Below are 20,782 nucleotides of genomic sequence, written 5' to 3'. Positions count from 1 at the left end.
AGAGAGGTCCGTGTAAACCTCATTGCGCATACCGTTAACTCTTATATTTTTTTAGAACGGTCCTAAAACAATGTAATCCGCCCCACATATCTGTGTGTAGAGCTCCCCGTGGAAGCTTAAGATCCACACCACTCCAATACGAAAATCCCGCTTTTTCTATCCATTGTTCCATCGCTGAAAGATCTACTGTAGGGTAATCAAACGTCAACAGAAGCATTCCGTCATCTCGTAAAGTTCGATGAAATTCACGCAAGGCTGCCAAAGATTCATCGGGCGTTAAATGCTCCAACACTGAAATACATACAATTTTGTCAAAACTGGCATCCTCATAGGGCAGGGCGGTCAGATTGGCATGGGCGGAGTGGAGCCGAACCGGTAAAATCTCCTGAATGCGCTCAGCGGCCTCCTCTCCAATATCCCGCCGCACCTCGGCCAAGATAGCATCTACAGAAACGATTCGTATATCCAGATCGCAGGCATAGACCTGAGCGCAACGGCGGGCCAGCTCAAATTTGAATGGATGAGGGATACCACATGCCGCATCCAATACCGTATCTTGCCCAGACATAAATTGGAGACACCACTCATATTCATAGGGACGACTCCACCAGCTTTGAGGGAGTCTGTAAATCATGTTGGACGAGTTGGGATCAGAATATACAAAAAAGCGAGACAGATACGGGTCAGCCATATTCATGAATGTAGCCTCCTCCTTTGGAGATGTTTAGATTACTTTTGCTACACAGCATAATTCATGACCCCGTTTCTCGCCTTGAAGCTTAGCCAACAATCCCATTTGTTCCGTAAAGGCAAGCTCACCGTACAATGGATGTGCTTGCAGCAAGGCATCCAAACCAGCAGGAAGCTGGCGGGTGAACAAAGCCACCGGACGCAAGCCGGACTTTTCCAGCAAGAGCGTCAGCGTATGATCTGAATAATGGTACAAATGATCTTCCTCCGTAAATAAAGGTGAATGAACGCCGTAAGCCTCGTTGGTAAACGAGTTCTTATTGGGCACCGTAATATATAACGTTCCGTCAGGTTGAAGCTGTTCGCACAAATCCGTCAAAAATGCGACTGGGTCCGCGATATGCTCCAGCACATGCCAGCATGCGATGGCTTCGTATGGGTGCTCCAAAGATAAGTCCAGTTCTTCCTCTAAACTTTCGGCCTCAATCCCTTCCTGAGCTTCATGAGCTTGGTAAATTTCCACTTCCACAGATTGTTGTGTTTGAGCATCTAATTCTGTTTCACCGTTCCAATAGCCGGGTAATAAATCTACCTCATATTTGCTTTTGGCGTAGGCACGCGAGTCACTGGACGGCTCAATGCCCACTGCATTCCAGCCAGCTTGAAGGGCAGCATGGATAAATTCTCCGGTGCCTGAGCCAATCTCTAGCAATTTTCCTTTTCTGGGACTGAACATATCGAGCAACATAAGTCCAAAAAGAGCATGATCCCCATAGGTGGACGCCGCTGCACTATCCCGCATAGCAACCCAATTGGCATTATAAATCTCTGCTATCATTTCCTCAGACTGAATATGATCCACATCCTTACGAAAAACCAATCCACAGGAGCCGCATCCCATCAAGGTAAAGCGTTGATAATCATGAAATACTACCGTGTCAGATGAGCCACACAGTTTGCATTTTACACTCTGCTCTGCTCCTTTCCCCTTCTCCGTAGCATAAAAGGTGTCCTTGGTTTCACTTTTTATTTGTGGTTCGGGTTTGTTCATAACCTGTACACTGGCCACCTTGGCGACATCCGAGGCGTCCACCTGATGGGCAGGTTCATATTCTGGTGTAGGTTCTTTTTCTGTATTTTTGTTGTCCTGATCCACCCAGAGCGTGAGTTGTGGGTTCGGGTCCAGAATTGATTCATATTGCTCTTTCCATCCATAACGAGCACTTGGGTCAAGCAGCTGGTACCGCTCAAATTTAGCCATGCGAATAGCAGGTGTATACCAACCCCAATGCTGAATACGGTAGTTGCTGATCTCTGTGGGAAGGTCAAGTACATTTTCGGGTAATCTCCCACAGTGCAAGGACTGCTCCTTCCATTTATAAGGGAATCCCTCTTTATATCGAATTAAAAAAGGACGGTAATACCGATGAGCCTGCCAATATTCATCATCACGGTAATGCGTGGAAGACCACATATCAAACAACCTGAAACAAATCGTATCCGCTTTCGTTCCCGCTAACAAAGAATGTACCCCTTGGGCAAAGCGGGATTCGAACATTTCGTCAGCATCCATGCTTAATATCCATTCGGGAGAGGAAGCCAATGTTTCTTTCCACTGCTGCTTTCGCAGTTCGACTTCATTGGTAAAAGAGGGTGTTTCATTACGGATCAGACGCAGTGGGATTCCTTGTAAGATTTCCCGGCACAACTCTCCGCTATCGTCATGACTACCATCATCAATAATGACTGCTTCATCAATGTATTCTCGGTGGCTCAGCAGCACGTCTGTAAGCTTGTGATCTGCCTCATTGTATACCGTCATGGTCAGCGTCAATTTAGGATTAGAGACAGGCGGTGTATAAAGCTCACTTTGTCGCGGACCAGTGAACGTTGGTGGTACAACAAACGAATCCGCTGTGTACTTGGCAAAGACAGCAGTTTCGTGGAGATGATCGGGTATAACTGGAGGTTCAGGGAACTTAGGGGTTCTTGAAGATGCTGAACGATTGAAGGTTGGAGAGCTTGGAGAAGTATCAGAGTATTCCGCATGTGTTACATGCTCTGGATGGTTCGATGTAAAATATTTTAGGGTGAATAATAGCTGTTCTGCCTTCATTCGATCGGCTTCCCGATATAGATGCATTGCCGGATAGTGTGTGTCTACAAAAAGTGGAAATCCATATGCAGCCGCCCGAATACAAAAATGTCGATCTTCTCCCCAATAAGAAACGTTTTTGATTTTGCCAAAATGAATTCCTGCTTCCAGCGCCCGTCTGCGGATTAAGGTGCAAGCGCCTAAACCACCTACCTCATACAAACCAGGAACATGCAACTGGTGTATAAAATGCAACTCACGTTGCGCTCGCTCCTCTGCCGACAACACTTCGCCATCTTCACGGTGAAACAAGTTATATTCATCACTGACCCACACTTGAGGCAATAACGGTCCTTCCGGTTGCCAACGTGTCCAGAAAATTTCTGATACGATATCCTTCTCCGTCTCCACCAGCCTGCACAAGGTACGAGAATGGAGAACCAGGTCTGAATCGACCAGAAACAACGCGTCATAATTGTGCTGAAGGGCATATTCAATAAGACGATTTTTAAAGCCAGCCACTTTCCATACGAGAGCAGGCGGCCAATAATGAGTGTGCTCATCACTACGGTTCTCCACTTGCTGCGAGCCTGTTAACAAGGGCAAAACCCGACCCGGAAGCCGATTGGAAAAGTCAACTAGCCACTGGCTTGAAATCGGATTGTCATTATCATCGACAAACAAATAATCCGGTAGCACGTCAGGTGTCTCCAGGCGCTCCAAGGCTTGAAGAAACAAAGACAAAATTTCCGGCTTCTGGTGCACCGGGCTGCCGATTAGTATACGCATGTGTCAACGCCTCCATCAGGCGGAAGCCTCATAACCGTTCCCCTCCATGTCCTAACGCATACCATAATTGCGACCAAGCGATTGGGAGTGAGCGTGGTATGAATGGACTTACACCTGGAAATATCATTGAAAACGACAACAATACAAAATACAATCTCCCCATTCAACGATAAAACCCATCCTGTCGCACGTCCTAACCCGGAATGTCACGCACATCGTTCAATCCATTCTCTCCCCCCAAACATCCAACTTGATTTTCTAATTTATTAGAACAGAACTGAATTTATGATCATCATCTCCTCTACACGTTCCATCCGAATTCTACATAATGAGCAAGCTATCCTAATAAAATGGGAATTATACCAAGTTATTTTGGAGGGACAAAGAGCATGGTAACTGTCAGCTTATGTATGATTGTCAAAAACGAAGAAGATGCCCTTCATACCTGTCTGAAATCAGTCCATGACCTGGTGGATGAAATCATTATCGTTGATACTGGATCTACCGATAGAACCCAAGAGGTCGCTGCAGCATTCAACGCTCGGATATACAACTTTGAGTGGTGCGATGATTTCTCCGCTGCTCGCAATTATGCGTTTGATCAGGCCACGCAAGAATATCAATTTTGGCTGGATGCCGATGACATACTGGAAGAAAAAGATCGACTATCCTTTCTTAACTGGAAAAAACAAGCCACCCTCTCTTATGACAGCATTACAATGGATTATGTGCTTTCCGTAGATGAACAAGGACAGCCGTTGTATAAGCTCAAAAGAAACCGAATTGTACGGCGTGATCGCAGATTCAGATGGACCGGATTTGTTCACGAGTTCCTGAATGTAACAGGCAGCATCTTTCACAGTAATATGGCGGTGACTCATAACAAGACACGCGCTTATACTGACCGTAATTTGCACATATATCTCAAACATCGGGAGCAGGGTACCGTATTTTCTGAACGAGATCACTACTACTTCGCCAATGAATTATATGATAACGGGCGCACGCTAGAAGCCATTCAGCAGTACGAACATTATCTAGGGCTAAATCAAGGATGGATAGAAGATCGGATTGCTGCTTGCTTTAAGCTTGCGGATTGTTACAATCGACAAGGACAAAAACAGGAGCAACGTATGGCTCTGCTCCGCACACTTACCCTCGATGTACCACGCGCTCAGTTCTGCTGTGCTTTCGGCAATTTGTTCATTGAAGATGAGCAGTATGCCCAAGCCATTTATTGGTTTCGTCAAGCGACGCTGATCGAGCCCCCGCAAGATGTGATGGCCTTAACCAATTCGTCGTACTATACCTGGTTTCCACACTTGCAATTATGCCTGTGTTATGACCGAATCGGTGACATCGAAAAGGCAAGATCGCATCATCGCATAGCCCAGTTGCACCATCCTACTCATCCAAGTGTTTTATATAACGAACAGTATTTTGCACAACTAGAGCAGCAGAAATAAGGAAGACGAACAATGGCTAAAGGCAGGGACCTGCCAGTTCACGTTCGGGTTTTCCTGCTCCAGAGTTAATATCCATGCTAGGCGCACTTAAAAAAGTCGATTCCTTCTGGGAATCGACTTTCTTGGTTTGAAAGTCGCTCGTTTTTATATCATTCCAGGTGTTTTTTGAACCACGTGAGCGAATCCTTCAGGGCTTTTTCCGGATTCATAACATACCTTCTATCCAATAATTCCAGACCTAGATATCCCTTATAATCTATACTGTTAAGTTCCTTTAACACTTCCGTCATTGCTAATCTGCCTTCTCCGGGCACCAGATGTCCTCCAGGATTACCATCCACAAAATGTACATGCATTAAATTATTTCCCAGTTCCCTTATAAAATCATGAATGGTATCCTTTCCTGTAGTTTCCATCACATCTGTATCCGCTAAACCTTTTAAATAAGGACTCCCAACTTCTTTTATCATCTTGGAAATGTGCTCGACTCTATTAAACACCTGTGTGGTAAAAGAGTTAAAAGCCTCCATAGGAAGGTAAATCCCCTCTTTTTCTGCTGTTTTACATATTTCGCCTAAAGATTCTCTGCACCATTTCCACATTTCTGTCTCATCAACATCCAAGTATGCGATGCCTGTGGTCACCAACACTTTGTCACATTCCAGCAAAGATGCAGCTTCGATATGCCGGCAAAAAAACTCTACACTTCTCTTTCTATACTCCGGATCAGGATGGCTGATGCTTACCGGGTAGACATACTGCTCAGGGGTAAGGCAGATCGTCTTTAACCCTCTTTCTTTTACTTTTTTATTTAATTTTTTTATATCCTGATACGTAAAATAGTCTAAATGGAAATGTGGACCTGAAGCCCACAATTCAATATTATGGAATCCCAGCCTTGCAACAGAATCTAAAAAATACTCCATAGAATATCTTTTATAATGATAGTTTGCAGCCGCAATTTGTGAGATCTGTATCATAATAATTAGATACCTCCTTTTTACACAACGCTATATTAAAACGCTTCCAAGTAAAGTAGCTAATATTACAGATAAAATAATATTAATTATTCCAGGTATCATAAAACTGTGGTTCAATACATATTTACCAATTTTAGTCGTACCCGCTGTATCAAAAGATATGGCAGCAAGACACTGAGCAGATACTGGTAAAAAGAAGTTTGCATTTACAGCCATCCAGGCTCCAATTATGATGTAGGTAGGCAAATCAAGTGCGATGGCAATAGGTATCATAATTAATGTCGTGACACCTTGACTTGTAGTTAAAGCAGCAACGATAAACATGATAACGGCAAGCATCCACGGGTGACTATTTACAATCGTAGCAACATGATCTTGAATAAAAGCGCTTTGTCCGTTAATAAAGGTACTGCTCATCCAGGCTAACCCAAAGGCACAGACCATAGCCAGCGCCCCTGCCCTAAATATGGGGCCGTTAAGAATCGTTTCAATCGCCGGACGGCATACGATAATAATCATAGTAGCGCAGACTAGCATAATCATTTCAATGGTATGCGGCATTGATAGACTAGTAACCTCGCCATTCAGCACCCAGGATGGACGCAGCTGAGTAAACATGCCCATAATAACAATGGCTAAAACCCCCATCAAAAAGAGAACAACTGCGGCTTTCGCTCCTTTTGAAGTTTCTTTTTTCTCAGCCTTCTTTTCTGATTTTTCAATTAAGCCTTCTGCCAATCTATGCAAATATTCCGAATCTTCAGATAATTCTTTCCCTTTACGCAACGTGCACACCGCACTTGTAATGACACCTAAGAGTGTAGCAGGTATGGAAATGGCCAAGATAGTTCCCAAACTTACTCCAAGGGGTGACATAAATCCAATCATAGCAGCAGTAGCTGCTGAAACCGGTGAGCAAGTTACTGCCTGCTGGGAAGCAATGATACTATTTGAAATGGGTCTTTCCGGCCTGATATCATTATCAATGGCAAGCTTATTGATAATAGGCAATAAACTATATACGACATGCCCGGTTCCTGATAAGAAGGTAAATAACCAGGATATGATTGGAGCTATTATTGTAATATTCTTAGGTGACTTACTAAGCATTTTCTCTGCAATCTGGACGAGTAAGTTAAGTCCGCCTGAAGACTGCAGCGCAGAGGCAGCCAATACAACCGCTAAAATGATCAGCATCACATCAATGGGAGGAGCCGCTGGTTGGACATGAAAGATAAATACAAAAATCGCTACGCCCACTCCACCGAGCAAGCCCATAAAAACATCGCCAACTCTAGCGCCGAAGAAAATGAGTAAAAAGATGATCAATAGCTCAAACCAAAACATAAGAATTCTCCCTTTTTTTGATTTTACGAACTTCACCGATCCTTCATTATCTACAAGGGCGTAGCCGCCCTTTGCTGAATACGCTTACAAAATTCTTATCATGCTTATTCTTCCGAGTCCAAACAACGAATGGGTGTGCCGTGGCCAAAAGCTCCGTTTATCTGGCATATTTTAGCCGCAAAAACCGCTCCTTTTTCCATGCTTGCTTTGATACTCCGAAGCATATCCTCATCTTCACCGTAGAAAATCTTTCCGGCATTAGAACTTCTAATCATCTCTACAATAAAAGCGGTTATATAAGAGTCACCCGCTCCCATCGTATCCACGGTATCCGTCAATACTGCCGGCTGGTGCATCCATTGATCTTTATAGAGAGCAACTGATCCATTTTCCCCCACAGTTCCAATCACTATTTTAGAACCGAATTTCTGTGCTTTAAGCATTTCTCTTTTTCTTTCACTTTCCGTTAAATGACTGCATGAAAGGAATGAAATGTCCGCATACCGGCATATTTGTTCCAAATATTCATCATTCCAGCGTACCGAGAAATCATAGGAGATAGGCACATTCGTTTTTTTTAATGTTGCGAGATCCTGCTCTATATAGCTATTTAAACTGGTATGAATTACGGAGAAATTTTTAATGTAGTTCAAGTCATTTTCCGTAAAATCCCATGCCTTTTCCTTTGCAATACCGCCTTTATTGGAGCCCAGAAATACACGATCTCCGTCTTCCAATGTAACCCGCGCATACCCATTTTCCCCTTCAAAAATCCGGCAATGGTTACGTTCTATCCCTAAATCGTCTATAACCTTTTGAATATACTGAGCTATATGATCATTACCAAACTTACCTAAATAAGATGCCTCCATACCACACATTCTGGCATACGCACAAAAGTTCAAGGCATTTCCACCAGGGTACATCATACCCTGGTGGACATATTTATCTACTACATTGTCACCAATGCCAATAACCTTATATTGTTCCATAAGAATATCCCCTCTAAAGGTTGCTAAAAGATTAATATTCAACCTTCCACATATATCTACGAGTTGTAAGCGGATGCGCTCTTTCAATGGCCAAAGCTTGGTTATAAACGGGGTAAACATTATTAAATAGAGAATGATTGAAGTAATCAACCACAGAGCTGTCAATGGTAGACAGTCCCAAATCCTTTGCGTCTAAAACCTCTACTCTCTTGGTATAACGGTTAAGGAACTTTAACGCTCTTTCATCTAAAGGTCGGGTACTTCCTTCAGAGACCTGAATGACAAATGGTATTTCAGCATCAGTAATCTCAAATGGTCCATGGAAATATTCACCTGAATGTATGCTGGAAGAGTTAATCCATTGCATCTCCATAAAAATGCAGATGCTTTGCATATAGGCAGCCCCGTAGCCAGCTCCGCTTGCCATGGTGTAGATTACGGAATCATCTTTATGATTTTTCGCAAAAGCCAGCGCACGCTTTTCCACGTGTTTGCATGCATTTTTAACAATTCGATCTATTTTTCCTACTCCGTCCAGGAATTTTTCATAATGCTCATATCCCTCAGTCTGATTTAATACCTCTACCGCCGTCATTAGTGCTTTCATGGTTTTCTCGCGGGCAATATCTTTGCCATCCCCAAATGTGTACTTCACCACATAGTCTGCTTGTTCTGTAATAGGAGAATCTTCAACCCATGTTAATGCAATAACTGGAACTCCTGCTGTTTTACCTAATTCTGCGGCCTTCACAGTCTCTGGTGTATTACCTTTATGTGATGCCACTACCAGTACTGAATTTTCTCCAAATGCTCTAGGTGTGTTATGCACAAACTCATTACTGGTATAGAGACCTACCTTAACTTCCTTTGCTTCTTTTTCAAGAAATGTTTTTGCAGGATAAAAAGCACCATAAGAACCACCGCAAGCTACATAATATACCTGCTTTATACCGCCAGCCTCTTGTTTATTTGCTAAAATTTCTTCAATAATTTTTTTGATTTCCATTATCATTTCCTCCTTGTATGATACATTTTCTTGTTTTTCATTCCACACCGGTGTATGTATTGGAATGTTATAAAGAAACAATAACACAAAACAATACATTAGGCAATAACACTTTACTACTTTTTCTAGAGTACTGCTTCAATTCCCCCGATTTTTAAAGGATAAACCCCTTATTGCAAGGGCTTACAAGCTATTCATAAATTGTATATGCTGTTATAATATAAGCATGCTGATATAAAACAATATAATACATTTATAAAAACTTGATTTGGAGGTTGAACTGCATGATTGATCATTCAGAATCTTCACCGTTATATAGACAGCTGCAAGAAAAAATTTTAGATTCCATCCACAACGGTACCCTAAAATTAGGAGACAAACTCCCTACAGAATTAGAATTAAGTGAAACCAATAATGTGAGTCGTGTAACTGTCCGTGCGGCACTTGATTCACTTACCTCTGAAGGTTACTTGGTACGGATTCCGGGAAAAGGAACATTTATTACAAAAGATAAAATCAAAAAAAATGTCGTAGAGACCATTGGATTTAGCGATACTTGTAAATTACAAAATAAAGTGCCTGGTGCAAAAGTAATAAAATGCGTGATTGAAGATGCTACAGCATCAGATCAGGAACATTTAGGTTTAATGCCAGGGGATAAAGTAATCAATATAGAAAGAATCAGGTATGCTGACAATGTGCCGGTATCTGTAGAGTATTCACGTTTCCCTTCTTCTTTTTCTTTTTTGTTACAAGAGGATTTAAATAATATATCTCTTTATGATATTTTAAAAAATAAACACAAGATTACATTTGGAATATCAAGAAAATATATAGTTATGGAATTTGCCTCTTTTGATGTAGCCACCTATTTAAATATTGAGGAAGGCTATCCTCTGCTGTGTATTAAAAGTACCGTTTGTAATCCAGACGGCCAAAAAATCCATCGTTCCAAGCAGTTGATATTAGGGGATAGGTTCGAGTTGATTGTTTAAGATTATGAACAGATGCTTTTATGTAGATTTAATCCTAAAAAAGAAAGGCCACCTGCATTTGCAGATGGCCCTCCCTACTAAATTCCCTTAAAATACTTTCTTCCGGTCTCTTTCCCCCTTCAAAATTTCTACTGACTCACGGAAACGCAGCGAATGAACCACCTCACGTTCACGCAGAAACTTTAAACTATCCTGCAAATCCACATCATCTGTCAAATCAATCAGCCACTGGTATGTAGCTCGCGCCTTTTCCTCTGCCGCAATATCCTCATATAAATCCGCAATGGGATCACCTTTGGCTTGAATATAGGTCGCGGTAAAAGGAACCCCCGCCGCATTTTCATAAAATAACGCACGATCATGTGCCGCATAATGTTCGCCCAGACCAGCCGCTTTTAATTGCTCCACACTCGCATCCTTCGTCAGCTTGTAAATCATCGTTGCAATCATCTCGAGGTGGGCAAATTCTTCCGTCCCGATGTCATTCAGTACACCAATCACTTTATCCGGAATGGTATACCGCTGATTCAGGTAACGCAAAGCTGCTGCGAGCTCTCCATCCGCTCCCCCGTACTGCTCCATAAGCAACTTGGCCATGTGAGGGTCGCATTTGCTGACACGTACAGGATATTGCAGCTTTTTCTCATATACCCACATTCATGTTCCTCCTTTATTAAAGGTTGTACCTGCTTATACCTGCCACGGCCAAGGCGCTTGACTCCACTCCCAAGGATACTTGGAATAAGCGCGACCAAAATTTTGCAAAGGCCCATATAGGAGCTGGTACTCGTTGGCAATCGCCGTTCTTTCCTGTGTTAGCTTGTTGAACTGTTCGATGGCCTGCAAATCATCCGGGTGTGTATCCAAATACAAATTCAGCTCTACCAGCACAAAATCCACCGCTTGGAGCTTCTCCAATAGCGCATAAAACTGGGCATCAACTGGCTTGGTTTGAGATGTATAGCCCTGAGCCGGGGGGATAGCTTGACTATAACCCTGGGCTTGGTTTTGGTACTGGTTTTGGTACTGGTTCTGAGATGGATATGGACTCTGAGATTGATACGAATTTGAAAAAGGGTTTTGAGACTCATTCGGCGGTTGTTGACCACTCTCATACTGAACTTGCTGTTGAAATTGATTTGGGGACTGACCCTGATTTGGATTCTCCATGTTATTCGCCTCCCCCCTGGTTTCTCCTAGGCTCATAAGGACTGAAAAGCAATGGCCATAGCGTTCCTTTCGTCAGCGCCTCTTCTGGACTGAATTGCGGCAGACCAGGGGGCTGAAATTGTATAAACAAGTTTGGCGGAAGCACATAAGTCTTGCATAGAATGGGCGGACACGGATCGAACGGGCCGACAAACGGGGCATACTGACCTTGCTGTGGAAATTTCACGGGCCGGGACCTCCTTTAATTGATCCATCTGCTTTACTATTCAACATATGCCGCATCGCCCAAGTCTCGAACAGAAAAATTTGTTCAAAGAAATAAAACTCAAAAAGAGCCTATAAAACCACGGTAATGTGGATTTATAGGCTCTTTCTTAGCACTCTGTATAACTTTTTTATCTGAACTGATCATGTTATTCTCTGTGGATCAAGATTCCTCATCGCTAGAAAGCTCATCTTCATTGACCAGATCAGGTTTGCGGTGAATTTTCACTCTCATGATGCGAAGCCTTGTTGCTTCCTCCACTTCAAAGGTCAGATTATAAAACTCTATTTTCTTCCCTTTCACCGGACTGCCTTCTAATTCCTTGAACAGCCAGCCTCCGATGGAGTCCACCTCGTCGTCTTCAATGTTCACTCCAGTCAAATCATTCACATCCTCAATGAGCATACGACCGTCCACAGAGATGAAGTCTTCCTTCATTTCCACGCTTGGACGTTCATCTTCAAACTCATCATAGAGATCCCCGACGATTTCCTCCAGAATTTCCTCCGCTGTCAGCAGACCGGCGGTTCCGCCGTATTCATCCACCACGAGAGTCATTTGGGAGTGCTTTTTCTGCATAAGGCGCAGCACATGACTTACTTCCATAGACTCAGGCACATTCAGAATTGGACGCACCACTGAGGCCAGATCCAGTTGTTCGCCCTGCTCGGCTAACAGAAGATCTGTAATATGAACAAAACCGATAATCTGATCTTTATCCTCAACCGCTACCGGGTAACGGGAATGCTTGGTTTCACTGATAATCTTCAGATTTTCCTTAAACGACAAATTCGTGTACAAACAATCCATATCCGTACGCGGCAACATGATTTCACGAGCAAGCAAGTCGGAAAAATCAAAGATATTATCCATCAGTTTGATTTCATCCTTATCGATTACACCGCTTTTGGCGCTCTGATTCATCAATATACGGATCTCTTCCTCCGAATGTGCCGCTTCGGCTTCACTGGCCGGCTGAATGCCGAATGCCCGTAACAGCATGTTTGCGGCAGCATTCAACACCCAGATTACAGGGAGAAAAACCTTATAAAAAAGCAGCAAGGGCGCCGATAAAAACAACGCTACTCCTTCGGTCTTTTGAATCGCCAAAGACTTGGGAGCCAGTTCGCCCAATACAATATGCAAAAAAGTAATTACGCAAAATCCGACGACAACGGATACCGTTGTAATCAGTGTACCGTCAGTTACACCGAGTTTGTGCATGAGTGGCTCTATCAGGTAGCCGGATATTGCTGGCTCACCAATCCAGCCTAGCCCCAATGAAGCCAGCGTAATGCCCAATTGGGTGGCAGACAGATAAGCATCCAACTTTTGGTTCACCTTTAGCGCATAGCCTGCCAGGCGATGCCCCTCACTTTGGAGCTGCGTCAATCGGGATTGGCGCATTTTGACCAGCGAAAACTCTGCGGCCACAAAGACACCATTTAGAAAGACAAGCAGCAGTACCAAGAAGAGATTCACCCCTAGCAATCCCCAATGAAACTCGGTATGACCATCCAATACGAACTCCCCATTTCTTTAGTTAGCATTTTGCACCATTCGACTTGCAAGCTATTCAATTCAATATTTATGATTGGAAACCTGGAATTGGAATCATGTAAAAATGCTTATAATTGCAATGCTTTTCTTGATTTAAAGTCTACACCCTTGTAATACATATCCGCTACGAGTAGATTCGGCCCGCAACAGGCAGCCGCATCGCAATGACAGTTCACGGTCTGATTCAGCGGATGCTCATTCAGCCATTCACCGAAAATATTGTCCAGACTGTTTTCCTGAATATTTCCGAAAGCTGGAATGTCTGCAAAATCCGTCACATATACGCTACCCGTGAACACATTCACATTTACACGGTTTCTTCCGTCTGGATCATTACGCACCGTAATATTCGGTTCTTGGCGCAAGCGACGAAGCAATTTACGGTCTTCCTCCCGCTCAGAACAAGCAAAGAACGGTAGGGTACCAAATAACATCCACATGTCCTGATTTCGCACATCCAGCAGCTTATCAATAGAGTTCCGCATATCGTCAAGGGACAGTACAGGCAAGGCAGAAGCAAAATTCGATGCGTACATCGGATGAACCTCATGTCGGCGGCATCCCATTTCGTTGATCAACTGATGAATGCCTTCTAGCTTCGTATGTGTCCGATAATTAATCATGGACTCAGCTGAAATGAACATCCCCATTTCGCTCAATCTGCGTGCATTCTCTATCATTTTTTCATACAGGCGCACAGCACCCGCGCGTGGAGTCGGACGTCCGGTATTTGCAAATCCCACTTCATAAAAATCGTCTGCATTTAAATAATTAAACGATATATGCATGACATCCAGATACGGTAGCATCTTCTCATATCTTCTGATATCCAATGTCAGGTTGGAGTTAATTTGCGAACGAATACCGCGCTCTTTAGCATACTTCAACAGCGGAACGATCACATCGTCCACTGTTTTATCAAGCAATGCAGGTTCTCCGCCTGTAATACTTATTGTCTCCAGATGCTCAACTTCATCCAGCCGCTTCAGCATCAAATCTAAAGGAAGGAAAGGGGCCTCCTTCATAACCAGCATATCGCCGACAGCGCAATGCTCACAGCGCATATTACATAAATGTGTTACGGTCATTTCCACACTTGTAAGCAAATGACGACCATGTGTACGCAGTGAGACAATCGGGTCCCACGGATCATACGTTGGCGATATTTGGGGTAGTGTGTTATTTTGTAGAACTGTCATTATGTTTTCACCTTATTTCTGTTATTAACCTCAAAAGACGTATAATTATCATATCATGATGTGTAAAGTGCCTGCATGCTTTCTTCCACATCCTCTGCTAATCTACGCGTACTCCTCCGAAAGGGCCGGTAGCAGCGCCTAATGTATTTGTAATCATAACCGAAAGGGATACGGATAAATCCACATCATAAGGCGCCTTCAGTTCCTGCCCATCCCGGTCTCTTACAATACGAATGACAGGCCTTTGCGGGATTTTGGGATGTATACGCACTACGACTCCCTCTTCCCCTGTGTTGAGCATTACAGAAAGCCCCAGAGGGTAAATAGCTACACAGTCACGAAAGGCTTCCAGCATCCGCTGCTCATACAGCGTTCCTGCCCCGGCGTATAGCACCTCCATTGCTTCATAAGGCAACAAAGCCTGCTTGTAGATTCGACTTGCCGTCATCGCGTCATACGAGTCCGCCAGACCGATCCATTTCGCATATTCGTGGATTTGGTCCTTTTTCCAACCGTGTGGGTATCCACTACCGTCAATACGCTCATGATGCTGTAATGCACAATGAGCTGACAACAAGGGAATCCCGGGTTCGTCTTTAAGTAGCTTATAGCCGATCACTGTATGGGTTTTCATATGCTCATATTCCTCGTCCGTCAATTTACCTGGCTTATAGAGCACTTGAGGTGAAATCTTCATTTTACCGATATCGTGCAGTAATGAACCTATCCCTAGCTCCATGAGCTGATTATTATCGTAGCCATTGGATATCCCCAGGACTAGTGAATACAAGCATACATTCAAAGAATGATGATACAAATCCTGATCCGCCGCCCCGATATCCATCAACATAATGATGGCATCCTGGCGGCCTCCAATATCGTCCAGAATCGATTCCATGACCTTATAAAATGACTTGCCAAAATATTTGTGCTTATGATCTACGGAGTAGGATGACAAACCCTGAAACTGCTTTTTGATTTCCTGTAGCGCCGCCGCCCTTGTCTGTTCATGGATCATCTCCGGTATGACGATATCTTCTGTCACAGCATCCTCAATGTATACATATCCAATTCCGACTTGGCCTAGACGTTCAATCAATCGCGAAGTAAGCTCAACACCTTCCGAGAGCAGCACCATTCCATTTTCATTGTATATTTTTTTGCCCAGCTTCATGCCGGCTCTCAATAATGTAACAGGTACCAGTCGCAGCTTAATCCTCTCCCGATTGTTTTGATACCTGAAGCCACCTAGCTGCAAAACATTCTTCCATCGCGCCCGGACGCTTCAACTCCATTTCAATCAAATCCCGTAAAAATTCTGGAAGCATAAATCGGAGATCTGTTCCGTTCGCAAGCACCTTATAGCCTGCTTTGAAAGTGAACATATCCAACGTGCCCACTGTGTATTCCTCATCTTCTTCCAAAGGTTGACCCGCTACACGAATGTCCGTCACTTTTTCATAAGGAGCACGGTCCGGATCATACTGAATGGTCAACCCTTCCACACACATCGTGCCCAGCACTTTGCCTCTGAAGCCAAAGCCCGACATGGGCTTGTCTGTAAATTCAGGCAGCAAAGATTGCTCCAGGGCCAACCGAATGTCTCTTCCCCGCAACTTCATAACACAGGGATTAATCGGCGATGGGCATAAGGAATGCAGTATTCCTTTGCTAATATCTCCTTGAGGCAATGGACCAAGCAGTTGACCTGCATTGACGAGGGCAATTTCGGTTCCTGTAAAATGGGACACCGATTGTGCCAGCAAATTCCCGAAAGGGGACTCCTCATTATAGGCGATCTCCAATTCCCGATCTGTTACTGCTACCGTGCTCTCCATGGCGCGTTCTGCTTGTCTGCGATGCAACACAATGGCCGATGCCACTTTTTCGTCTAGCAGCGTCTGATCCACAGGAACTACGCCGCCTGAGGTAACTCGAAACGGTTCAAGACTATGGTTACGGGTTAGCGTCACTTCACCGAGCAACGTTCCGAACTTCCCAGCCCCACATAAAACGGTGTTCCCGATCCGAAGCGGTTCCTCCAGCACATGGTGGGTGTGACCACCAAGGATAACGTCAATTTCAGGAAACTGGGATGCTAATTTCTCATCAGAGGGTAAACCTAGGTGAGACATCACGACCACCACATCCACCTGCTTTCTGAGTGCCGCGATCTGCGTCCCCAGAACCTCAAACGGATCGAGCACGTCCCAGCCCAGCAATTGATAAAACTCTGTAAAAGGAGCCGTCACACCTAGTAAACCGATCTTGATTCCTGCTTTATTCAAAATGACGGATTCCTTCATCCACGAAGGAATCCTCCCTGTAGCACGCTCTGTTAGATTGCCACATACGACTGGACAATGAATGCCCGCATATGCCTGTTCAATCATATCCGAGGTAAAAGTTAGTCCCTCATTGTTACCGATCGTAATTGCATCGTATCCTGTCAGATTAATCACATCCACATTTGCCCCACCGAGCGTTCCTTCCGTCTCGGGGGCCATCCGATCCATGTGGTCTCCTATGTCTAGTACAAGTAGCGCATCCCCTGATGCAGCTCTTCGTTCATTGATCATCGCGGCTATCGAAGGCATACTGCCAAAATGACTATGGATATCATTGGTATGCAAAATGGTCAACGTTTGCCGAGTCGTCATCTCCATAACCGCCCTCCTCTATATTTTATATATCGACTTTGGAGCTTCTAATGTTTAAGCATACCATGTTATTTAGCAATATGGTACATATGAGTGGGCATAGATAGTGAAAATCATTGACATTACCTTCTATATATAACTTAGAAGAGACGGGTCCTTGGGACCTATTTTACAGCTTGGAATAATAGTAAATTAGTCGTTGTCATCCCATATAATTCTTGATATATTAAGTTTGTTTCGTATTTTCGACAAATTTACGACAAGGAGGTTAGCACATGAGAGTTCACGTTACCGATGCTAAGCCGGGAGATCGCCTCAAATCCGATACATACAATGGGCACGGTGTACCTGTCTTGATTCAGGGCACCGAGCTTCAGCATGACGATATTTCCAAGCTCATTATGCATGGTGTCGATTATATTGACATTGATGCTGGTTCTACGAGCATTCCGGTTGGCTTTGCCCCCGATGTTCCTGCTTCCCCCGAGTCCCTCAAACGCGCCGTTCCCCTCATGGAGCAAACGATCAGTGGCTTTGAAAGCATGTTCCTCGAAGCTTCCTCAACTGGAAAATTTGATGAACATCGAGTTGATGAGCTGTTCGCCCCTCTTGTTTCAGAGCTGGCTCGTCAAAAAGATGTCGTATCTCTACTGTTAATTATGGAACGGGGAGATCACTATACCTATAACCATTCTCTCCAAGTAGGTATACTGTCATATTACATTGCCACTTGGCTTGGATATACAGAGGAAGAGGCATATGCCGCGGGAAAAGCTGGATATTTACACGATATAGGCAAGTCTATGATACCAGATGAAATTTTAAATAAACCGGATAAACTAACACCTGAAGAATTTCATGAGATGAAGAAACATTCTCTGTATGGCTATGATATTATTCGCAATTCAACCAGCGATGATATTTCAGCAATTGTCGCCTTGCAGCATCACGAACGCGAAGACGGAAGTGGATACCCCCACGGACTGTTCAAGGAAGAGATTCATCCTTTTGCCAGCATAACAGCTGTTGCCGACGTATACAGCGCGATGATTTCCAACCGTGTGTATCAGACAAAACAGGAGTTGCTCACCGTATTACGTGAGCTGCACAGTATGAGTTTTGGACATCTGAATCCAGAAACTACCCAAGTGTTCATCAGACATATGCTTCCGAATTTTATTAATAAGCAGGTTCTATTGACTACAGGCCAGACAGGAACCATTATTCTGAACAATCCTGTGGATTACTTCAGACCCTTAGTAAGAATTAACGATAATGAATATATAGATTTGTCAAAGGAACGCCATGTATACATTGATGAAATTTATCTGGAATCCTGATCTGCCACTGCCACCCGGCGTTACTTTGTTTGTACGGAATGTTTTACCGAAGCACAGGCTACACGAATAAAAAGAGACTGTCCTTTAATCCGTAGGTTTTTCCTACAAAGGACAGCCTCTTTTTGTATTACAAACATTAGCCCAATTACTCTGTATTGCTTGTTTAATCCTAGGAGTTAAGATCTTGTAGGCCTGGGCTATGTTCATTAGGCAATTCAGGCATATACGGAAGAGGAAAGCCTTCTGGAGGGTCAATGACACTCAAATCTCCACCGTTTCTGCTTGGCGTTTGCCCATTGAATATTTCTCCAATACGGGTAGAATCCAATCGAAAATTAAACTGTGCATTGTGAAAGCCCATTTCAACATACTTCCGACATTCTGGATACTTGTTAATATCGTAGTTTGGAACCGGGAACAATTTGCCCCAATCTACTCCAAGTGTCTCTAACGCTTTGGCAAACGCATTTTGATGAGCATTATCTCGTACAATCAAAAAAGCTAATGTTTCCCGGAATGTTTTGTTCGAGCTCATTTCGTAAATTCGGGATTTTTGCAGAACCCCTGTAGATTCGAGTACGAGATTATCAAGCAAATCACTAATCAGATTGCCGTGGGAATAGACATAACTGCCTAACCAAGGGTTACCACTTGCATCAACGGGTAAGGAACTTTGAGCTCCCATAATAAAATGATGAGGATTGGCATGTTTTATCGCTTCATCCAAAGGAGCATGATCAATTCCAGCATCGCCGGCTTGGTCTTCGCCTGAGCCAGTCAGAAGTTGATTTATGGTATGTTGGACCAGTTCAACATGACTAAGCTCCTCTAGGAAAACTCCTCGTATCAAATCCCTATACTGCACAGCATTACCACGAAAATTATTACTTTGAAAGAAAAACTGCATCATCGTACGCATTTCTCCAAATCGACCACCCAATACCTCCTGAATCACTTTTGCAGCAGCTGGGTCGGGTTTATCGGGCACTATTAAGTTAATCAAATCTTCTTTATAAAAATACAATACCAAAACCCCCTCAGAGCTTTTATTTTGAAGTAAAACATATGCTACCCATTCTTATCATTTTTATACAAGACAAAGAAACAGAAAGGTTATTATTATGCAGGCTCCTATCAGTCTAGTATTAGGGATATTTGTTGTTAAGCAGCTCCTCGTTTTGTTGCGCATTGAATGGGTTAATATAGCTTGGATTCACTAAACTGCTTTTAACCTATAGGAGGACTAATTATGTTTAGACATCAAAAAGAGTTGCAGTTCGAAGTGAAAGTAGAGCGACCTGACCCTCTATTTGCCCGACAGGTACAAGAAGTTTTGGGAGGCCAATTTGGAGAAATGACCGTGATGATGCAATATTTGTTTCAAGGGTTCAACTGTCGCGGTGATGAAAAATATAAAGATATGTTAATGGATATTGGAACAGAAGAAATAGGGCATGTGGAGATGCTGTGTGCTTTAATTAGTCAATTACTTGATGGGGCTAAACCAGAAGATCAGGAGCAAGCTGCCAAAGACCCTGTTACAGCTGCCATTATGGGGGGAATTAACCCGCAGCATTTACTGGTGAGTGGTCTTGGCGGATTACCTACTAATTCAAATGGAGTTCCATGGAACGGTTCTTACATTGTTGCTAGTGGTAATCTTTTGGCAGATATGCGGTCCAACCTGCATGCAGAGAGTCAAGGTCGATTGCAGGTAGCAAGACTATATCATATGACCCAAGATGAAAGTGTTAGGGCTACATTACGGAAAATGCTAGCACGCGACCGCTATCATCAGTATCAATGGCTGGCGGCAATCCAAGAATTAGAAGAAAAAAATGGTGTTGTGGTACCGGCTTCCTTTCCTCCTGAAGCAGAGCAAGAATCTCAGCCTGAGGCATATGAGTTTTGGAACTTGTCTGAAGGCGAAGAATCTAGTGAAGGTCTGTGGGCAACAGGAAGTGCGCCGGATGGAACCGGAAGCTATGTATACATCTCTAACCCCGTTGCCAAAGGCCAGATCTATAATGCCAAAATACCAGCAACCGAGTTACATCATGACTTAGACCATAAAACTTCAGATAAATAAACTTTTAACAGACGAGTCTTCCCAACATTAAAGATTGCTTATTGGTGACACTAACCATAAAATGAAACAAAAATATATACTTACAGTGCACATAAGACGGCTTATCATAAGGCACATCAAATCACAGCTGATCATAAAC

At 43.5% G+C, this 20,782-nt stretch carries 18 protein-coding genes; 4 read left to right on the top strand and 14 right to left on the bottom strand.

Annotation, left to right across the window (positions count from 1 at the left end):
• Positions 1-34: 34 nt before the first annotated feature.
• Together ACU1JV_RS09740 and ACU1JV_RS09735 are read right to left on the bottom strand one after the other, a co-directional pair.
• Complete coding sequence (locus tag ACU1JV_RS09740) at positions 35-697, bottom strand: class I SAM-dependent methyltransferase (RefSeq protein WP_413985867.1); 663 nt, start codon at positions 695-697, stop codon at positions 35-37.
• A 27-nt stretch (positions 698-724) separates the two neighbouring features.
• A complete protein-coding gene (locus tag ACU1JV_RS09735; protein WP_413985866.1) occupies positions 725-3,574 on the bottom strand; it encodes a methyltransferase domain-containing protein in 2,850 nt (949 codons plus the stop codon).
• 389 nt (positions 3,575-3,963) lie between these two features.
• Between ACU1JV_RS09735 and ACU1JV_RS09730 the strand changes: the two genes are divergently transcribed.
• On the top strand, positions 3,964-5,040 hold the full coding sequence (locus ACU1JV_RS09730) for a glycosyltransferase (protein ID WP_413985865.1): 1,077 nt from the start codon (positions 3,964-3,966) through the stop codon (positions 5,038-5,040).
• Positions 5,041-5,189: 149 nt separating this feature from the next.
• On the opposite strand, the gene ACU1JV_RS09725 is transcribed toward ACU1JV_RS09730, so the two are convergent.
• The 4 genes from ACU1JV_RS09725 to ACU1JV_RS09710 form a co-directional block, all read right to left on the bottom strand.
• Positions 5,190-6,020 (bottom strand): sugar phosphate isomerase/epimerase family protein, encoded by an 831-nt coding sequence (locus ACU1JV_RS09725; protein ID WP_413985864.1) that lies wholly within the window; start codon positions 6,018-6,020, stop codon positions 5,190-5,192.
• Between the two features lie 30 nt (positions 6,021-6,050).
• Positions 6,051-7,367: an anaerobic C4-dicarboxylate transporter family protein gene (locus tag ACU1JV_RS09720; protein WP_413985863.1), complete on the bottom strand. Its 1,317-nt coding sequence runs from the start codon at positions 7,365-7,367 to the stop codon at positions 6,051-6,053.
• 104 nt (positions 7,368-7,471) lie between these two features.
• Entirely contained in the window at positions 7,472-8,359 is an 888-nt protein-coding gene (locus ACU1JV_RS09715; RefSeq protein WP_413985862.1) for a fructoselysine 6-kinase, read from the bottom strand.
• A 31-nt stretch (positions 8,360-8,390) separates the two neighbouring features.
• Positions 8,391-9,365: an SIS domain-containing protein gene (locus ACU1JV_RS09710; protein WP_013370317.1), complete on the bottom strand. Its 975-nt coding sequence runs from the start codon at positions 9,363-9,365 to the stop codon at positions 8,391-8,393.
• A 284-nt stretch (positions 9,366-9,649) separates the two neighbouring features.
• On the opposite strand from ACU1JV_RS09710, the gene ACU1JV_RS09705 reads away from it, so the two are divergent.
• Positions 9,650-10,360: a GntR family transcriptional regulator gene (locus ACU1JV_RS09705; protein WP_413985861.1), complete on the top strand. Its 711-nt coding sequence runs from the start codon at positions 9,650-9,652 to the stop codon at positions 10,358-10,360.
• Positions 10,361-10,447: 87 nt separating this feature from the next.
• Here ACU1JV_RS09705 and ACU1JV_RS09700 read toward each other — a convergent pair whose 3' ends face one another.
• The 7 genes from ACU1JV_RS09700 to ACU1JV_RS09670 all read right to left on the bottom strand — a co-directional run bounded on the left by ACU1JV_RS09700 (position 10,448) and on the right by ACU1JV_RS09670 (position 17,220).
• Positions 10,448-11,017 (bottom strand): manganese catalase family protein, encoded by a 570-nt coding sequence (locus ACU1JV_RS09700; protein WP_058829324.1) that lies wholly within the window; start codon positions 11,015-11,017, stop codon positions 10,448-10,450.
• A gap of 33 nt (positions 11,018-11,050) precedes the next feature.
• The gene (locus ACU1JV_RS09695; RefSeq protein ID WP_274597501.1) at positions 11,051-11,530 is read right to left on the bottom strand and encodes a spore coat protein CotJB; all 480 of its coding nucleotides are present in this window, start codon (positions 11,528-11,530) and stop codon (positions 11,051-11,053) included.
• Position 11,531: 1 nt separating this feature from the next.
• Positions 11,532-11,756, bottom strand: a complete 225-nt coding sequence (locus ACU1JV_RS09690) for a spore coat associated protein CotJA (protein WP_013370312.1) — start codon at positions 11,754-11,756, stop codon at positions 11,532-11,534.
• A gap of 201 nt (positions 11,757-11,957) precedes the next feature.
• Positions 11,958-13,316, bottom strand: coding sequence for a hemolysin family protein (locus ACU1JV_RS09685; RefSeq protein ID WP_058829323.1), 1,359 nt, complete (start codon positions 13,314-13,316; stop codon positions 11,958-11,960).
• 107 nt (positions 13,317-13,423) lie between these two features.
• Positions 13,424-14,554: a radical SAM/CxCxxxxC motif protein YfkAB gene (yfkAB, locus tag ACU1JV_RS09680; protein ID WP_413985860.1), complete on the bottom strand. Its 1,131-nt coding sequence runs from the start codon at positions 14,552-14,554 to the stop codon at positions 13,424-13,426.
• A 97-nt stretch (positions 14,555-14,651) separates the two neighbouring features.
• Positions 14,652-15,812 (bottom strand): HD-GYP domain-containing protein, encoded by a 1,161-nt coding sequence (locus tag ACU1JV_RS09675; protein ID WP_025676023.1) that lies wholly within the window; start codon positions 15,810-15,812, stop codon positions 14,652-14,654.
• Positions 15,766-17,220, bottom strand: a complete 1,455-nt coding sequence (locus tag ACU1JV_RS09670) for a bifunctional metallophosphatase/5'-nucleotidase (RefSeq protein ID WP_165084073.1) — start codon at positions 17,218-17,220, stop codon at positions 15,766-15,768. The genes ACU1JV_RS09675 and ACU1JV_RS09670 overlap by 47 nt, the downstream gene beginning before the upstream one ends.
• A gap of 269 nt (positions 17,221-17,489) precedes the next feature.
• On the opposite strand from ACU1JV_RS09670, the gene ACU1JV_RS09665 reads away from it, so the two are divergent.
• On the top strand, positions 17,490-18,554 hold the full coding sequence (locus ACU1JV_RS09665) for an HD-GYP domain-containing protein (RefSeq protein WP_013370307.1): 1,065 nt from the start codon (positions 17,490-17,492) through the stop codon (positions 18,552-18,554).
• 169 nt (positions 18,555-18,723) lie between these two features.
• On the opposite strand, the gene ACU1JV_RS09660 is transcribed toward ACU1JV_RS09665, so the two are convergent.
• Positions 18,724-19,578, bottom strand: coding sequence for a manganese catalase family protein (locus ACU1JV_RS09660; protein WP_013370306.1), 855 nt, complete (start codon positions 19,576-19,578; stop codon positions 18,724-18,726).
• A 225-nt stretch (positions 19,579-19,803) separates the two neighbouring features.
• On the opposite strand from ACU1JV_RS09660, the gene ACU1JV_RS09655 reads away from it, so the two are divergent.
• Complete coding sequence (locus ACU1JV_RS09655) at positions 19,804-20,643, top strand: manganese catalase family protein (RefSeq protein WP_013370305.1); 840 nt, start codon at positions 19,804-19,806, stop codon at positions 20,641-20,643.
• The last annotated feature ends 139 nt before the right edge of the window (positions 20,644-20,782 follow it).

It is taken from the genome of Paenibacillus sp. T2-29, assembly GCF_052921365.1.
The sequence above is the reverse complement of the archived record's forward strand: the minus strand, read 5'-3'. Positions and strand labels throughout refer to the sequence as shown.

Excerpts from the sequence above, each read along its gene's own strand:
- ACU1JV_RS09740 (WP_413985867.1), bottom strand. The coding sequence starts at position 697 with ATGAATATGGCTGACCCGTATCTGTCTCGCTTTTTTGTATATTCTGAT.
- ACU1JV_RS09735 (WP_413985866.1), bottom strand. The coding sequence starts at position 3,574 with ATGCGTATACTAATCGGCAGCCCGGTGCACCAGAAGCCGGAAATTTTG.
- ACU1JV_RS09730 (WP_413985865.1), top strand. The coding sequence starts at position 3,964 with ATGGTAACTGTCAGCTTATGTATGATTGTCAAAAACGAAGAAGATGCC.
- ACU1JV_RS09725 (WP_413985864.1), bottom strand. The coding sequence starts at position 6,020 with ATGATACAGATCTCACAAATTGCGGCTGCAAACTATCATTATAAAAGA.
- ACU1JV_RS09720 (WP_413985863.1), bottom strand. The coding sequence starts at position 7,367 with ATGTTTTGGTTTGAGCTATTGATCATCTTTTTACTCATTTTCTTCGGC.
- ACU1JV_RS09715 (WP_413985862.1), bottom strand. The coding sequence starts at position 8,359 with ATGGAACAATATAAGGTTATTGGCATTGGTGACAATGTAGTAGATAAA.
- ACU1JV_RS09710 (WP_013370317.1), bottom strand. The coding sequence starts at position 9,365 with ATGGAAATCAAAAAAATTATTGAAGAAATTTTAGCAAATAAACAAGAG.
- ACU1JV_RS09705 (WP_413985861.1), top strand. The coding sequence starts at position 9,650 with ATGATTGATCATTCAGAATCTTCACCGTTATATAGACAGCTGCAAGAA.
- ACU1JV_RS09700 (WP_058829324.1), bottom strand. The coding sequence starts at position 11,017 with ATGTGGGTATATGAGAAAAAGCTGCAATATCCTGTACGTGTCAGCAAA.
- ACU1JV_RS09695 (WP_274597501.1), bottom strand. The coding sequence starts at position 11,530 with ATGGAGAATCCAAATCAGGGTCAGTCCCCAAATCAATTTCAACAGCAA.
- yfkAB (WP_413985860.1), bottom strand. The coding sequence starts at position 14,554 with ATGACAGTTCTACAAAATAACACACTACCCCAAATATCGCCAACGTAT.
- ACU1JV_RS09670 (WP_165084073.1), bottom strand. The coding sequence starts at position 17,220 with ATGGAGATGACGACTCGGCAAACGTTGACCATTTTGCATACCAATGAT.
- ACU1JV_RS09665 (WP_013370307.1), top strand. The coding sequence starts at position 17,490 with ATGAGAGTTCACGTTACCGATGCTAAGCCGGGAGATCGCCTCAAATCC.
- ACU1JV_RS09655 (WP_013370305.1), top strand. The coding sequence starts at position 19,804 with ATGTTTAGACATCAAAAAGAGTTGCAGTTCGAAGTGAAAGTAGAGCGA.